This window comes from Ethanoligenens sp., from assembly GCF_047718355.1.
Taxonomy (GTDB): Bacteria; Bacillota; Clostridia; order Oscillospirales; family Ethanoligenentaceae; genus Ethanoligenens.
Map to the genome: position 1 here is coordinate 18,358 of NZ_JBDNLG010000013.1, position 14,033 is coordinate 32,390.

The window sequence follows — 14,033 nt, forward strand, 5'->3', positions numbered from 1 at the left end:
GCCTTGATTTTCAGGCTGTGCGCTTTATGTATTGCAATGCTTTACTTGAACAAAAGTGCGGGATAAGCCCGGCTGAAAGAAAAAGCGCATAGCCTTGATTTTCAGGCTGTGCGCTTTATGTATTGCAATGCTTTACTTGAACAAAAACGCGGGTTAAACCCGCCCGCCGCCCATGAATTTGACAATCTCCAGCACATCGCCGTCGGCAAGGGTGAGAATGTCCCATGTGCTGCGGTCCGGAATGGTTGCATTATGCTCCACCACAACGGTGTTGGGGCGGATGTCTTTCGCCCGCAAAAAGGTGGACAGAGTCATACCGTTTTCCAGTTCGACAGGTTCGCCGTTGATTTGCAGTTTCATGTTTATTTCCCCTCCGGTTTTTCAGAATCGGAAAAAATCGAACGTAAATCTTTGACGATGCCAGCAATGTCAGATGTCTGCACAATCTCGGTGACTAATGCCGCGCAGGTGGCGCCGTGTGATAACACAGTAGATAAATTGTGTTTTTTGATGCCGCCGATGGCGACGAATGGAAGGGATATTTCCCGAACGACCTCATCCAGATAGGAAAATCCCACCGGCGCAGATACGTCCGCCTTGGTATGCGTTTCAAAGATGGGCCCTACGCCGATGTAATCCGCACCGCGCGCCACGGCATCTCTGGCTTGCCCGATGTTGTGGGTGGAAAGGCCAATGAGCATATCTTCACCTACCAATGCCCGCACCGCTTCAATGGGCAGATCGGTCTGGCCGATGTGAATACAGTCGGCGCCCACAGCCATGGCGAGATCCACGTGGTCGTCAATGACAAACAACGCGCCCGCCTCCCGCGTCATATCCCGTAATGTTTGGCACTGCGCATACTGCCGTTGCATGGGCATGTCTTTTTCGCGATATTGCACGACTTTTGCACCGCCGGCAAGCATGTCCCGTACAACGTCGATGTTATTCCGCCCTTTAGAAAAAGGCTCGGCTGTGATGCAGTAAAGACCGTGAATAAACGTAGCGGTTTTTTCCGCGCGCTCGGTTTTGGCACTCATACGGCGGTTTCCTCCCGGTTAAGCGTCTGCCAGTCTTTGAAGACCGGCAGCCAGCCTTTTTGACGGATGGATGCGGCAACTTCTTCTACGCTGCGTTTGTCCGATACGTCGAACTGGTCGTCGGTGGTGTGCTCGGCATAGCCGCCTACCTCAGTGGAGGACGCGGCAGACATTTTGGTTACGCCCAACCCAATGAGGTTGCTGCGGAACGCCGGTTTTTCACGCGTGGAGACCGTAATGCCTACGCGCGGCAGAAAAATACGCAAGGCGGTCATAATCTGCACGATGTCACGGTCGGAGGCGGTGCTGTATGGCTGGAACGCCCCGATGTGTGCACAGAGCCGGGGGAGGGAAACGGCAAAATCACAGACGTCGTATTTGTGCTGGAGATAATAGACATGCAAACCGGTGAAAAATGCTTCGGACGACAGTTCATACAATCCCAGCAATGCGCCCAGCCCTACTGTGCGGAGCCCGCTTTTGCAGGCACGCTCCGGCGCATCCAGCCGGTAACGGAAGTTGGTTTTCGGCCCGCCGAGATGTACCTCCCCATAACGCTTTTCATTGTAACATTCCTGAAACATGGTAAAGCCGTCTACCCCCGCGTTAGCCAGCATCTCGTATTCTTCTGTTTCGAGCGGGTAGACTTCCAATGCAATATTGGTGAAATATTTGCGCATAACTTCTACGCAGTCTTTCATGTAGGATGGCGGGCTGACTTTGCGTGATTCCCCCGTCAGAAAGAGGATATCCCGCATTCCCGTGGCGGCAATTGCAGACGACTCCCGTTCGACCTGTTCCAATGTGAGCGCGGCGCGGCGGATTTTGTTGCCGGAATTAAAACCGCAATAGGCGCATCGATTGACGCAGTAATTGGCCAAATAGAGCGGCGCAAACATAAAAATCACGTGCCCGAACTGCCGTATGGTCTCCGCATGGGCGCGCTGTGCCATCTGTTCTAAAAATGGAACTGCCGCGGGAGAGAGCAATGTCAGAAAATCCAGCGGTTCCAGCGTGGATTTTCCAAGCACGCGTTGAACGTCTTGCCCGGTTGTGTTTTGCAGAAAACCGTGAAAGTCGAAATCTTTATAAGTCTGTATGTAGTCGTAAAAATCCATGACAAGCACCTCCTCTTATGCCAATGCACCCGTTTCACCCAAAAAACCCGTCAACGGGGAAGATGCATTGGCGACCACTGATGCGGAACCCAGCCCGCTGCGATAGGCCAACCGTCCCGCACGAATCGCCAGACCGAACGCTTCCGCCATGCCGACGGGGTCTGCCGCGGAAGAAATGCCGGTGTTGAGCAGAACGGCTGCTGCTCCCATTTCCATCGCGTCGGCGGCCTGAGATGGCGCGCCGATGCCAGCATCCACGATGACGGGAATGTCAATTTCGTCAATCAAAATCTGAATAAGGGCGCGTGTTTGCAGGCCGAGGTTGCTGCCGATGGGCGCACCGAGCGGCATGACAGCGGCCGCTCCTGCCTCCTGCAAGCGTTTGGCGCACATCAATTCGGGACAGATGTAGGGGAAGACTTGAAAGCCATCGTCTACCAGAATGCGGGTGGCCTTAAGGGTCTCCTCATTGTCCGGCAGCAGGTATTTCTGGTCGGCAATTACTTCGATTTTAATCCAGTTGCCGCACCCCGCCGCGCGTGCCAGACGTGCGATGCGCACGGCTTCTTCGGCTGTGCGCGCACCGGAGGTGTTGGGCAATAGTGTACAGTTTTTCGGTACAAATTGCAGCAGGTTTTCTTCCGTTGAAGACAGATTGACCCGGCGCAATGCCACCGTGACCACTTCTGCGCCTGCGGCTTCAACTACCTGCGAGATCATTCGGTTGTCGGGATATTTGCCCGTGCCCACAAAAATACGGCTATTGAGTGTTTTGCCGCCGATTTCAAATACGTCGGTTTTCATTGTGCAAATCCTCCTGCTTTGTCCTGTCCGCTGTTTACACGGAGTCAAGACATTCATACCAAATAAAAAGAGCCGCCCTTTCGGACAGCTCACAAAACGTACAACGACAGCAGCTTTCCTACGGTGGGTTTGACCACATCAGGTTCAACGGGTTAAAGGCGTTCGCCTTCTCTCAGCCACTCATGGCACCCCGAGCCTTGGCAATATTTATTATTTCTTTTAGTATACCCTTGTTGCATGGGTTTGTCAATTTTATTCACCGGATGAAACAGGCGATGGCTGCGATAATCCTCCTTCTACAGAAACATGGCTGCCGGTCAATCCTTTGTTCACAATGATTTTGCGGTCGATGCGCTCCTGCAATTCCGAGACATGGGAGATAATGCCCACCAACCGATGGTTTTGTGTCAGGTCGTGCAGGGTACGGATGGCTTGCTCCAGAGACTGTGCATCCAGTGAACCAAAGCCCTCGTCAATGAACAGCGTATCCACCTCTACGCCGCCCGCATATTGCTGGATGACATCCGAAAGTCCCAGCGCCAGAGAAAGTGAGGCTTTGAAAGACTCTCCGCCAGAAAGCGATTTTGCAGAGCGGATTTTGCCGGTATAGTGGTCGAGAACGTCAATATCCAACCCAGATTGTGAGCGGTTGTCTGCTGCTTCTTCTCGCCGCAGCAATTCGTACCGCCCGCCAGCCATCAACCGAAAGCGCTTGTTTGCTTCGGCCAAAATTTGTGTAAAATAGGCCGCTTGTACATATTGTTCAAACATCAATTTTGGTTTGCCGGGTAATTCGCCGCTGGCAGTGCGGGACAGGCGGCTGACAGCTCCAAATGCCCGCTGTGCCGCATCTTGCTCCCGCAGCAACGCCTGTAACGCCGTGAAAGCGCGCCGGTTGTTCTCCAATCGTCCCCGCAGGGTCTGCGTTTGTTCGACAGCCAGCGCTTTTTGTGCTTCCAGTTCCGTCAGTAGTTGCTGTATTTGCGCGGTATCCTGCGGCATTAGACTTTCCGTTTGCATTTCCAGGCGTGTGCGATCTGCCGCCGCCTGTTTGACGGCGTCCCGATAGGTTTCGAGTGTTTGCCGCAACGTATCAATCTCCGGCTGCGTGCGCAGTGCCGCACGGAACGCATCGATATCTGCGAACCCATTTTGCGCATAAATCTGTTGCAGTGCCGCCCGCGCAGTTTCAAGCGTCTGCTGCATTTGGGTGAGCCGCTGGGCATCGTTTTCCAATACGGCGCGACCATTTTCTAAATGGGTTCTGCTTTCCAGATAGGCTTTCTCCGCCGCATCCAGCGCAATTTTGTATTGCTGCCGTTCACTCTGCCATGCCGCCAAGCGCGCTTCCGCTTCCTGCTTTGATGGATACGTCAGCGTACCGCGCAATGCGTCCAAACGGCTCTTGCTGGCACTTGACAAAGCCGTTTGTTCCAGCCGGCGCTGTGTTTGCTCTTTCCATTGTGTCTCCAGTGCGGCGCGTGCCTGAACCTCTGTGCGCTGGGTCTCCTCCTGCCGGGCACGCACCTCCAACTCTTTTTCCAGCACTTGGCGGGCGGTTTCCTGTTCCGATATGGAAGAAGCGACAGTTTGCTGCTCTTGCTTGAGCAATGTTTCCATAGCGCCGACTGTCTCCGGTGTTTGCTGGTCGGAGAACGCCGCCGTGACGTTTTGCCGCAGGTGCGCAGTCGCAGTTTGTAATTCCACCTCTTTTTGCTTGGCCGCCTCGCTTGCTTCCTGAAGAGCTTTGCGCATGGCTTCCGTTTTAGATTTGCAGCTATTCAGTGCGGTTTCACTTGGCGCATCTTTGGGCAATGCCGCTTTCTGCGGATGGGTATACGAACCGCATACGGGGCAAGGCTGCCCGTCCTGTAGAGCCACGGCGAGCAGGCCGGCCTGTGCGCGGAAGAACGAGGCTTCCATCTGTGCATATGTCTGCGCCGCTTGTTCGTAGACTTTTGCGGCGGTCTCGCAGTCTGCCTGCCGCGCTTTCTGCATCTTGTATATTTTCCGGATAGACTGGATTTCTGACACCAATGCGTCCAGCATTTTAGCACGCGCCTGTAACAGGTTGAGCTTTGTTACGCAAGCTTGCAGGTGCAATGCGCAGTCTGCCGATTCCGCCAACTGTTTTTGCAGGTTTTCCAGCTCGCTATCCAGTGCCGTTCGCTTTTGTTCCAACGCTTGTATGGCTTGTGTGCAGACGGAGAGCGAGCGGGAGACCTTGGCATCCTCTTGAATGAGTGATTCCAGCTGTGCGTATTGCGGCAGCGTTTTGGTTAGGCGGTCGATGGCGGCGGTGCGCTGTTCATCTACAGGCAATTGTGCGCGCAAGGTCTGATAGGTTGCACGCGAATGTTCAACTTGGGGCTCGAGTGCGGCGAGGGCCTCCGTCTGGACACGTATGCTTTCCATCAATTGGCATTGCGCGTGTTCCTCTCGCGTATATGCGTCATATGTGGGTTTGACATGGTAGAGCGCTCTTTCGGAAGCGAGCAGGACGTTTTCTTGCTTTTCGATGCTGTCAGCACGTTCCGCCAGTTCGTTTTGGCGGCCGATTACATGGTCTTTTTCCGCAAACAGACGATTGACCGCCTCCGCCTTTGTCCGTGTTTCAATCTGTTTGGCGATGGCTTTTTCCAACGCTTGCACTTGTTGAACGATGGTTTGAAGCGCCGCCGCGTCCTGCTCGTTGCAGTCCCGCAAGGCTTGTCTGATATCCAGCGCGGCATGGACGTCCTGTCTGGCAAGCAGTTCCTGCAATGCGGACGTATTTTCCGCGGGGGGCGGCAGAATGCCATTTAGGCATTGCAAAATGGCCTGTGCATTCGATTCACAGCGCCGACGCGCGTCTTTATCGCGAGCTTTAAGCGCATCCTGTATGGAAAGATATAGTCCTGTTTGGAAAATGCGACGGAAAATGGCGGCGCGTTCCCGATTTTCAGCCAACAGCAGGCGCAGAAATTCACCCTGTGCAATCATAGCAATCTGCCGGAACTGCCCGACTGTGATGCCGAGCAGTTCCTCCATACGGGCAGTTACCTCCCGACTGCCCGTAACAACCGCGCCATCCGGCAGCGTGAGCGCCGCGTCCGCATTTTCGATCGTCATGCCCTGCCCGTTTTTCTTAGGCCGCTCATATTTTGGATTGCGCGTGACGGTGTATACAGCACAACGGTGCAGAAACGTAAAGGTGACGAACGTTTTGCAGTTGGGTCGGGTGAAATCGCTGCGCAAAGTGTCCGGTGTGCGGATAGTGCCGCTGGCTTCTCCGTAGAGTGCGAACGCAATCGCGTCGAACAGCGTCGTCTTGCCGGCTCCGGTGTCTCCTGTGATAAGGAACAGGCCGCTGTCTCCAAATGAATCGAATGGGACATCCTCTTGTTCTGCATAGGGGCCAAATGCGCTCATGGTCAAATGCAATGGTTTCATCGCGCTTGTTCCTCCATTTCTCGCAGGACTTGCGCCAATACAGCCTGTTCCTCATCAGAAAGTGCCGTGCCGTTTTGACTTTTGTAAAACTCTGAAAAGAGCTGGAGCGTGCTTTTCTGTGCAATATCCGACGCGGCACTTTCAGAGGGCGTGTTCGGCAGCGTGTGCTCATTTTCAAAATCCAGCCGCATGAGGTTTGGATAGGATTGTCGCAGCCGTCCCACCGCATCGTAAATATCTTCTGTATCGGTGAGGGTGGCATGGATGTAATCCAGTGTGGGGGCGGCGGCGGCACACAGCAGTTCCGCGATAGGCCCTCTGATTTCCCGCATGTCCCGCAGAGGGGACAAGGGAACCATGCGCAATGAGACTTGTCCTTTTTCAGCGAGTTCGACCAGTGTGACGGATTTATGTTGCCGCGCTTCGGAAAACGAATATTTGAGCGGGGAACCGGCATAACGCACAGTGTCCCGTCCGATGCGCTGCGGTCCGTGCAGATGACCGAGCGCGACGTAGTCAAATGCGTCAAAAACAGATACGTCCACATTATCCAACCCGCCCACGGAAATGGTTTCCGAGTCACAGCGCGCCGGTTCCGCCGCTCCGCTGGTTACAAATTGGTGCGCTACCAGCACATTGCGTGCGGCGGAGTCTGCCGGGCAGGCGGCAAGCGCAGCGCACACGGCATCTGTATAGCTGTCTAATGACATTTCTGGAAAAAAAGGTGCGGCAGCAGCTGGTTTCAAAAAAGGGAGCAGAAAGATGTTGACCGGTCCGAACGTGTCGGTCAGCGTAATCTTTTGGGGGGCACCGTCAAAAACGCCCGCGATATGCACTTGATTTCTTTGGAAAATGTGGCTGCCGAAACCCAGACGTTCTGGAGAATCATGGTTACCGCTGATGAGGAAGACCGGTAAATCCCGTGTTGTCAGCGCAGTCAGAAATGTATCAAAGACCTCCACCGCCTCACCGGAAGGAACACTTTTGTCGTAAATGTCCCCTGCAAGCAGGATACTGTCCGGCTGCTCTTGGTCAATAATTTGCAAAATTTGACTCAAAATATAGGTCTGGTCTTCAATCAGACTGTATTCACCCACGCGTTTGCCAATGTGTAAGTCTGCTGTATGTAAAAATCGCATTGTATTGCCCATCCGTTTTTGCGCCTTGCTTACATAGGAGGAACCCATATTGAGTTGTATGATGAAGCAAGGGATTGTTTCACTCTGGATGGTTTTTATTATACCGCTTTTGGGCGAATGAACGCAACCGGTGGGTTTTTATCGCACAAAACAGGCGGGAGGACAGACATGTGTCACATCTGTCTTCCCGCCTGTTTTGTGCAGTTTCATGGGTTCGCTCCTGTCTGAGCACTTAAAGAGAGCACTATTCGAGTAGTCGGTCTCGCAAAAGGGCAAGTACCTTTTTTTCCTTGCGTGAGACTTGCACTTGTGTCATATGCAGGACTTCTGCGGTTTCTGTCTGTGTTTTGCCTTTAAAATAGCGCAGTAAAATCAGCAGACGTTCTTCCGGTGGCAGGGTGCGCAGTGCGTCTTTGAGCGCCAGACGGTCGATTAGGGCGTCTTCTTCGCAGGCGACAGGAATGTCTGTCTGCCCGTCCTCCTCATTTTCCCGGCTGTTAGTCAAAGAGAGCGGTGCAGCGGCGGCTTCAAGTGCCTGCGCGGCCTCGGCGGGTTCAATTTGCAACTCTGCGGCCAGCTCGTTTAATGTTGGTTCTCTGCACAGACGGGCATTGAGCTTCTCGCGGGCACGCGTGGCCTTGAGCGAAAGCTCTTTGAGCGAACGGCTGACTTTAATGGGGCCGTCATCCCGAAACAGACGGCGCATTTCCCCCATGATGACCGGCACAGCATAGGTGGAAAATTGCACACCACGTGTGATGTCGAACCCCGAGACTGCTTTTACAAGGCCCATGCAGCCTGCCTGATATAGATCGTCATATTCGATGCCTTTGCCTGAAAAATGCCGAGCGGCGGCATGTACAAGACCAAGATTTGTCTCTATGAGTTGGGTCTGTGCTGCCGCGTCCCCTTTTCCCGCGCGGATAAACAATGCGCGGTCGTTCTTTGGAACTGGCATGGTCTTTCCTCCAGACGCGGTTTAGACCGCCTATCGTTCCGTCAAGTATCCTGACGTTGATTCAGTGTTTTTTCCATGACAACTGTGGTGCCAAACCCCGAACGGGAACGCACCCGCAGCTTGTCCATAAAGCTTTGCATCACGGTGAATCCAAGTCCGGCGCGTTCACCGCCGCTGCTGGTGGTGAACATCGGTTCCATCGCTTTGCGAACATCATTGATGCCGCAGCCCTTATCACGAATGGCTACGGTAATGCGACCGTTCTCGTAAATTTTAACGGTGAGGTAGATCACGCCGATATCGTTTTGGTAACCGTGCACGATACTGTTTGTGACCGCTTCGGAAACAGCTGTTTTCACGTCGGCCAGTTCGTCGAGCGTGGGGTCGAGCTGTGCGATGAATGCCGCCACAGCTACCCGTGCAAAACTTTCGTTAACGGAGTGGCTGGAAAACTGCACTTTCATTTCATTGAGCGGTTTCATCAGTTTGACACCTCCATGCGCTGCTGCGCACTATTTTATGTAACCTTATTCAATATGGGCCAGCTTGTCCAACCCTGCGAGCCGCATCACCTTGCGGATATGCATTGAAGCGTTTTTGACTGTGACGATGCCACCGAACGGCTGCATGGCGCGGTATCGCCCCATGACCAGTCCAATACCGGAGCTGTCCATAAATGTTACGCCACGGAAATCGAGCGCCAGGGCGTCGGGATGCACCCGCTCAATAGACGTATCGATTTCTTCTCGAATACCTCTGGCTGCATGGTGGTCAATCTCTCCATCCAGATAGACCGTCAGCACGTGCGCGTCGTTTTCCATTTTTAATGCCATGTTCTCACCTCTAAACGGATTTGCTGCATCTTCACATGGCGCACATGTTTTTGGGAGTATTGGGAGTAGTGCCCGGTGTGCGGCATGAAAGAGCGCATAAAAAATCCCTTATCCATAAGGATAAAGGATTTGGCAAAATATGCAAAGGGAAATTTGTCGAACATCATTTTGTTACGCATATTTTGCCTAAGTTTTGTGGAAATACGCGCGTACTATCCGTCGCATTGGTCCTGCCAGGTAGAGAGAACCGCAGATGAGCAAGACATCGTCTGCACCAGTGTGTGCCAGCGCGTCTGTAAACGCATCCTCTAAAATATCAAAGTAGGATGTATTCGCGCAGAAAGCGGACGCCGTGCGGGCAGTTGCACAAGAATCCAGCGCACGCGGACTGTCGGGACGCACGGCGATAAAACGTGTGGCCAATGGCGCGATGTTGCCAATGCCTTTTGCATAATCTTTGTCCGCAAGCATCCCCATGATGACGGTAATGGGTCTTTCTGCTAAAAAGCGTTTGATTGCATCAGCCAGTGCGGCGGTGCCGGCCGGATTATGCGCACCGTCCAACAGAATCAGCGGACGAGTATGCAGACGCTCCATCCGGGCGGGAAAAGTGACACGCGCCATGCCATCCACCGCTTTTTGCATGGAGATATTCAGCCCCCGTGTGTTTAAAACGCGGAGTGTTTCATAAGCGGTCAGAAAATTGGAAATCTGATGTCTGCCGCAGAGCGGGATGGTGAGCGGTTGACCGCCATAACAGAGTTTTGTTCCGTCAATGCTTTCCTGCTTAATCTCTACGCGTTCAATTTGCGGGATGTGGAGCGCATTGCCGCGTTCTGCGCAGCATTTGGAGATAACATCCAGCACAGCGGGAGCCTGTCCCGGGCTGGTGATTGTTACACCGCCCGGCTTGATGATACCGCTTTTTTCAAACGCGATTTTTTCCAATGTACCGCCAAGAATAGCAGTGTGGTCGAGAGAAATTGAAGTGATGACCGAAGCAAGCGGTGTGTGGATAATATTTGTTGCGTCGAAACGTCCGCCCAGCCCGACCTCCAATACCACTACATCGCAGGAATGTCGTGCAAAATAGGCGAAAGCCAGCGCGGTAATGATCTCAAATTCAGTTGGATGTTCTTCCTCGCCCGTATGCAGATAAGGAAGGAGTTGTTCCAACTCGTCCGCCAGTTCCTGATACGCGATATAGCGGCCGTCAATCTGGATACGCTCGCAAAAATCTTCAATATAAGGCGAGATATACAAACCGGTACGGTATCCGGCTTCGCGCAGCGCGGCCGCAATGGCGGCACTGGTGGAACCTTTGCCGTTGGTGCCCGCCACGTGGACAAACCGCAGACGGTTTTGCGGATTTCCTGTCTGTTCCAGCAACCGGGCAATCCGGGAAAGACCGGGCTGGCTGCCAAAACGAAGAGTAGAGTGGATATAAGCCAATGCTTCTTGATAGGTCAACGGAACATACCTCAAACAGATAGATAAACAAGATTGTCTTTGTTTACTTCTTTTCTATGGAACGGATATATACGCCGATCTTCTTATCTTCGACGCTGATATGTTTGATCAGCCAGGTAGAAACAAATGTATTGAACTTGGCAACCAGTTGGACGGTAGGGCCGTCCTTTTCCAGCTGCGCCTTATACGACTTGAGATCGTTTACAAAAGTTTGGTGCAGTTGATGATGCGCCGGATAGTCCGGATACTTGTACTCTTTTTGAAGCTTTTCCTCGTCTCCAAAATGTTTCACCGTATAGTCTTCCACAAATGTGACGGTTTCCGAGATCTTTGCGCGACCTTTTCCATGCATACAGGCGTCAAACAATTCATTGACCGCACGAATCAGTTCTTTGTGTTCGGAATCAATCAGTTCAATCCCGACGGACAGCGAATCTTTCCATACCATTTGTTTTTCCTTCTTTCTGTGTTCGGTTTCAAGAGGTTATCAGTCCTGAAACAAATGGTTTAAATAGTGGGTAGAATCATGAAGGAATGCACGACAAGTGCATCGTGCAAACCATTCAGCCCGTTCATTTTTGCAGTTCCGCAATGTTCTGCTGCAACAGCGTGACCTTCTCAGCTAATTTTTCCGCACGCGCTTTTTCGGATTCTACCACCCGCGCAGGTGCTTTGCTGACAAAACCAGGATTCTGCAATTTTGTATGGATGGAATCAAGCTGTTTTTCGCAGCCTTGCTTCTCTTTTTCGAGCCGGGCAATTTCCTTTTCCTTATCCACCAATTCACCCATTGGAATATAGAGGACTGCGCCATCGGTCACGATGCGCACTGCACTGTCGATGTCGAAAGTTGTGCCAACCTGCACAGATGCGGTAGAAGCCAAACGCTCAAAGAACGGCGCAGCCATCGTGAAAATATCTGCAAATTCTGTTTCAATATAAAGATTGGCTTTTTTGGAGGGCGGTACACGCATCTCCGCACGCCGGTTGCGTATGGCACGGATTGCGTTCATTACGCGTTCCATCGCTGTTTCTTCGTCCGCAAAGGCAAGGGCGGGATCGTAAACCGGCCATGCGCTGCGCATAATGGTCTCGCCCTCGTGCGGCAGCGTCTGCCAAATTTCCTCGGTAATAAAGGGCATAACAGGATGAAGCAAACGCAACGTATGTTCCATCACCCACACCAGCACCTGTTTTGCCGAGGTTGCTGTTTCGCCGCTTGCCTGCAAACGGGATTTGGAAAGTTCAATATACCAGTCGCAGAACGAATCCCAAAGGAAATCGTATAGCTTTTGCACAGCGACGCCCAATTCAAACCGTTCCAGATTTTCTGTAACGTCTTTGGTCAGCGTATTGAGCTTGCTCAGAATCCATTGGTCCTCAATTGCCAAGGTGGCAGGCAGCCCCTTTTCATCGCCGGAGATGTTCATCAAGATGAACCGCGCCGCATTCCAAATCTTGTTGGCAAAAAAGCGGCTGGACTCCACGCGTTCCGGCATGAAACGCGAATCATTTCCCGGGCTATTATTGGTAGCCAATGTAAAGCGGAGGGCGTCCGCACCGGAAGCTTCGATGATTTCCAACGGGTCGACCCCGTTGCCCAGTGATTTGGACATTTTGCGGCCCTTGGCATCGCGCACCAGTCCATGCATCAACACCGTATGGAACGGTGTTTTTCCAGTGTAGGCGATACCGGAGAAAATCATCCGCGCTGCCCAGAAAAAGATGATGTCATAGCCGGTCACCAATACATTGGTGGGATAAAAGTAGGACAGTTCCGGTGTTTGCTGCGGCCAGCCCAACGTGGAGAACGGCCACAGTGCAGACGAGAACCAGGTGTCAAAGGTGTCCTCATCCTGTGCAAGGTGTTTGCCGCCGCATTTGGGGCAAACCGTCGGTGCTTCACGTGCGACAACAGTTTCCCCGCAATCGGCGCAATACCACGCGGGGATGCGGTGACCCCACCAAAGTTGGCGGGAAACACACCAGTCGCGGATGTTTTCCATCCAATGAAAGTAAACTTTCTCAAACCGTTCGGGTACAAAACGGGTATCGCCGTTCCGCACGGCATCAATGGCAGGCTTGGCCAGTTCCTTCATCTTGACAAACCATTGCTGCGAAATACGGGGTTCCACGGTGGTTTGGCAGCGATAGCAAGTGCCGACGTTGTGTTTGTGCGGCTCGATGCGCACAAGATAACCGCCTGCTTCCAAATCGGCAACGACAGCCTTGCGCGCTTCATACCGCTCCAGCCCGGCGTATTTACCGGCCTTTTCATTCATATGTGCGTCATCGGTCATTACGTTGATGATAGGCAAGTCATGCCGCTGCCCGACTTCGAAATCGTTCGGGTCGTGCGCGGGCGTAATTTTAACCACGCCGGTGCCGAACTCACGGTCGACATAGGTGTCTGCCACGACCGGAATTTCGCGCCCTACCAGCGGCAGAATCACGGTCTTGCCAATGAACGCCTGATACCGTTCATCATCCGGATGCACGGCTATGGCGGTATCGCCCAGCAGCGTTTCCGGACGAGTGGTTGCCAATTCCAGCCAGCCAGAGCCGTCGGATAACGGATAGCGCAGATGCCAGAAGTGACCGTCCTGCTCGGCATATTCTACTTCTTCGTCCGAAATGGTCGTCTTGCAGTGTGGACACCAGTTGATGATACGTTCACCGCGGTAGACCAACCCTTGTTCGTACAAGCGGAGGAATACCTCGCGCACGGCTGCGGAACAGCCTTCGTCCATCGTAAAGCGTTCACGTTCCCAGTCGCAGGACGCCCCTAGCTTTTTCAGCTGTGCAACGATGTTTCCGCCATAAGTCTCTTTCCATTTCCACGCGCGTTCCATAAAGCCATCACGGCCGATATCCTGCTTGGTGAGACCTTCTTTTGCCATGGCGGCCACAATTTTGGCCTCGGTGGCAATGGAAGCATGGTCGGTACCCGGCAGCCAAAGCGCTTCGAATCCCTGCATTCGCTTAAAGCGAATGAGGATGTCCTGCTGTGTGTCCTCAAACGCATGTCCCATGTGCAGCTTCCCGGTGATATTGGGCGGCGGCATTACAATGGTAAATGGTTTTTTATTTGGATGAATTTCCGCATGAAAATAACCGCCGTCCAACCAGAATTGGTAGATACGGTCTTCCACAGCAGACGGTTCATATGCTTTATCAAGCAGTTTGTCCATAGTTTACCCTCCTGCGATTCTGCATTTCATTATAAGATGGATTGCAAA

General features: G+C 52.8%; 12 protein-coding genes and 1 riboswitch. All 12 genes read right to left on the reverse strand.

Annotated elements, in window-relative coordinates:
• Positions 1-153 precede the first annotated feature (153 nt).
• Entirely contained in the window at positions 154-360 is a 207-nt protein-coding gene (gene thiS / locus ABF463_RS03525) for a sulfur carrier protein ThiS (protein WP_415532169.1), read from the reverse strand.
• A 2-nt stretch (positions 361-362) separates the two neighbouring features.
• On the reverse strand, positions 363-1,040 hold the full coding sequence (gene thiE / locus ABF463_RS03530; RefSeq protein ID WP_415532170.1) for a thiamine phosphate synthase: 678 nt from the start codon (positions 1,038-1,040) through the stop codon (positions 363-365).
• Positions 1,037-2,158 carry a 2-iminoacetate synthase ThiH gene (gene thiH / locus ABF463_RS03535; protein ID WP_415532171.1) on the reverse strand — a complete coding sequence of 374 codons (1,122 nt, stop codon included), beginning with the start codon at positions 2,156-2,158 and terminating at the stop codon, positions 1,037-1,039. Before thiH ends, thiE begins: the two co-directional genes overlap by 4 nt.
• A 15-nt stretch (positions 2,159-2,173) precedes the next feature.
• Positions 2,174-2,962, reverse strand: coding sequence for a thiazole synthase (locus ABF463_RS03540; protein WP_415532172.1), 789 nt, complete (start codon positions 2,960-2,962; stop codon positions 2,174-2,176).
• A gap of 98 nt (positions 2,963-3,060) precedes the next feature.
• Positions 3,061-3,165, reverse strand: a riboswitch (TPP riboswitch).
• A 49-nt stretch (positions 3,166-3,214) separates the two neighbouring features.
• The gene (locus tag ABF463_RS03545; protein ID WP_415532173.1) at positions 3,215-6,394 is read right to left on the reverse strand and encodes an AAA family ATPase; all 3,180 of its coding nucleotides are present in this window, start codon (positions 6,392-6,394) and stop codon (positions 3,215-3,217) included.
• The gene (locus ABF463_RS03550) at positions 6,391-7,533 is read right to left on the reverse strand and encodes an exonuclease SbcCD subunit D (RefSeq protein ID WP_415532193.1); all 1,143 of its coding nucleotides are present in this window, start codon (positions 7,531-7,533) and stop codon (positions 6,391-6,393) included. The genes ABF463_RS03545 and ABF463_RS03550 overlap by 4 nt, the downstream gene beginning before the upstream one ends.
• 244 nt (positions 7,534-7,777) lie before the next feature.
• On the reverse strand, positions 7,778-8,491 hold the full coding sequence (locus tag ABF463_RS03555) for a sigma-70 family RNA polymerase sigma factor (RefSeq protein WP_415532174.1): 714 nt from the start codon (positions 8,489-8,491) through the stop codon (positions 7,778-7,780).
• Between the two features lie 41 nt (positions 8,492-8,532).
• On the reverse strand, positions 8,533-8,973 hold the full coding sequence (spoIIAB, locus tag ABF463_RS03560) for an anti-sigma F factor (protein ID WP_415532175.1): 441 nt from the start codon (positions 8,971-8,973) through the stop codon (positions 8,533-8,535).
• Between the two features lie 45 nt (positions 8,974-9,018).
• Entirely contained in the window at positions 9,019-9,324 is a 306-nt protein-coding gene (locus ABF463_RS03565) for an STAS domain-containing protein (protein WP_415532176.1), read from the reverse strand.
• Between the two features lie 186 nt (positions 9,325-9,510).
• Entirely contained in the window at positions 9,511-10,794 is a 1,284-nt protein-coding gene (locus ABF463_RS03570; protein WP_415532177.1) for a bifunctional folylpolyglutamate synthase/dihydrofolate synthase, read from the reverse strand.
• A gap of 43 nt (positions 10,795-10,837) precedes the next feature.
• The gene (locus ABF463_RS03575; RefSeq protein ID WP_415532178.1) at positions 10,838-11,242 is read right to left on the reverse strand and encodes a bacteriohemerythrin; all 405 of its coding nucleotides are present in this window, start codon (positions 11,240-11,242) and stop codon (positions 10,838-10,840) included.
• Positions 11,243-11,366: 124 nt separating this feature from the next.
• Entirely contained in the window at positions 11,367-13,985 is a 2,619-nt protein-coding gene (locus tag ABF463_RS03580) for a valine--tRNA ligase (protein WP_415532179.1), read from the reverse strand.
• Between the last annotated feature and the right edge of the window lie 48 nt (positions 13,986-14,033).

What these genes read in the sequence shown, in the direction of transcription:
- thiS (WP_415532169.1), bottom strand. Translation starts at nt 360, where the DNA reads ATGAAACTGCAAATCAACGGCGAACCTGTCGAACTGGAAAACGGTATG.
- thiE (WP_415532170.1), bottom strand. Translation starts at nt 1,040, where the DNA reads ATGAGTGCCAAAACCGAGCGCGCGGAAAAAACCGCTACGTTTATTCAC.
- thiH (WP_415532171.1), bottom strand. Translation starts at nt 2,158, where the DNA reads ATGGATTTTTACGACTACATACAGACTTATAAAGATTTCGACTTTCAC.
- ABF463_RS03550 (WP_415532193.1), bottom strand. Translation starts at nt 7,533, where the DNA reads ATGCGATTTTTACATACAGCAGACTTACACATTGGCAAACGCGTGGGT.
- spoIIAB (WP_415532175.1), bottom strand. Translation starts at nt 8,973, where the DNA reads ATGAAACCGCTCAATGAAATGAAAGTGCAGTTTTCCAGCCACTCCGTT.
- ABF463_RS03555 (WP_415532174.1), bottom strand. Translation starts at nt 8,491, where the DNA reads ATGCCAGTTCCAAAGAACGACCGCGCATTGTTTATCCGCGCGGGAAAA.
- ABF463_RS03575 (WP_415532178.1), bottom strand. Translation starts at nt 11,242, where the DNA reads ATGGTATGGAAAGATTCGCTGTCCGTCGGGATTGAACTGATTGATTCC.
- ABF463_RS03580 (WP_415532179.1), bottom strand. Translation starts at nt 13,985, where the DNA reads ATGGACAAACTGCTTGATAAAGCATATGAACCGTCTGCTGTGGAAGAC.
- ABF463_RS03540 (WP_415532172.1), bottom strand. Translation starts at nt 2,962, where the DNA reads ATGAAAACCGACGTATTTGAAATCGGCGGCAAAACACTCAATAGCCGT.
- ABF463_RS03565 (WP_415532176.1), bottom strand. Translation starts at nt 9,324, where the DNA reads ATGGCATTAAAAATGGAAAACGACGCGCACGTGCTGACGGTCTATCTG.
- ABF463_RS03545 (WP_415532173.1), bottom strand. Translation starts at nt 6,394, where the DNA reads ATGAAACCATTGCATTTGACCATGAGCGCATTTGGCCCCTATGCAGAA.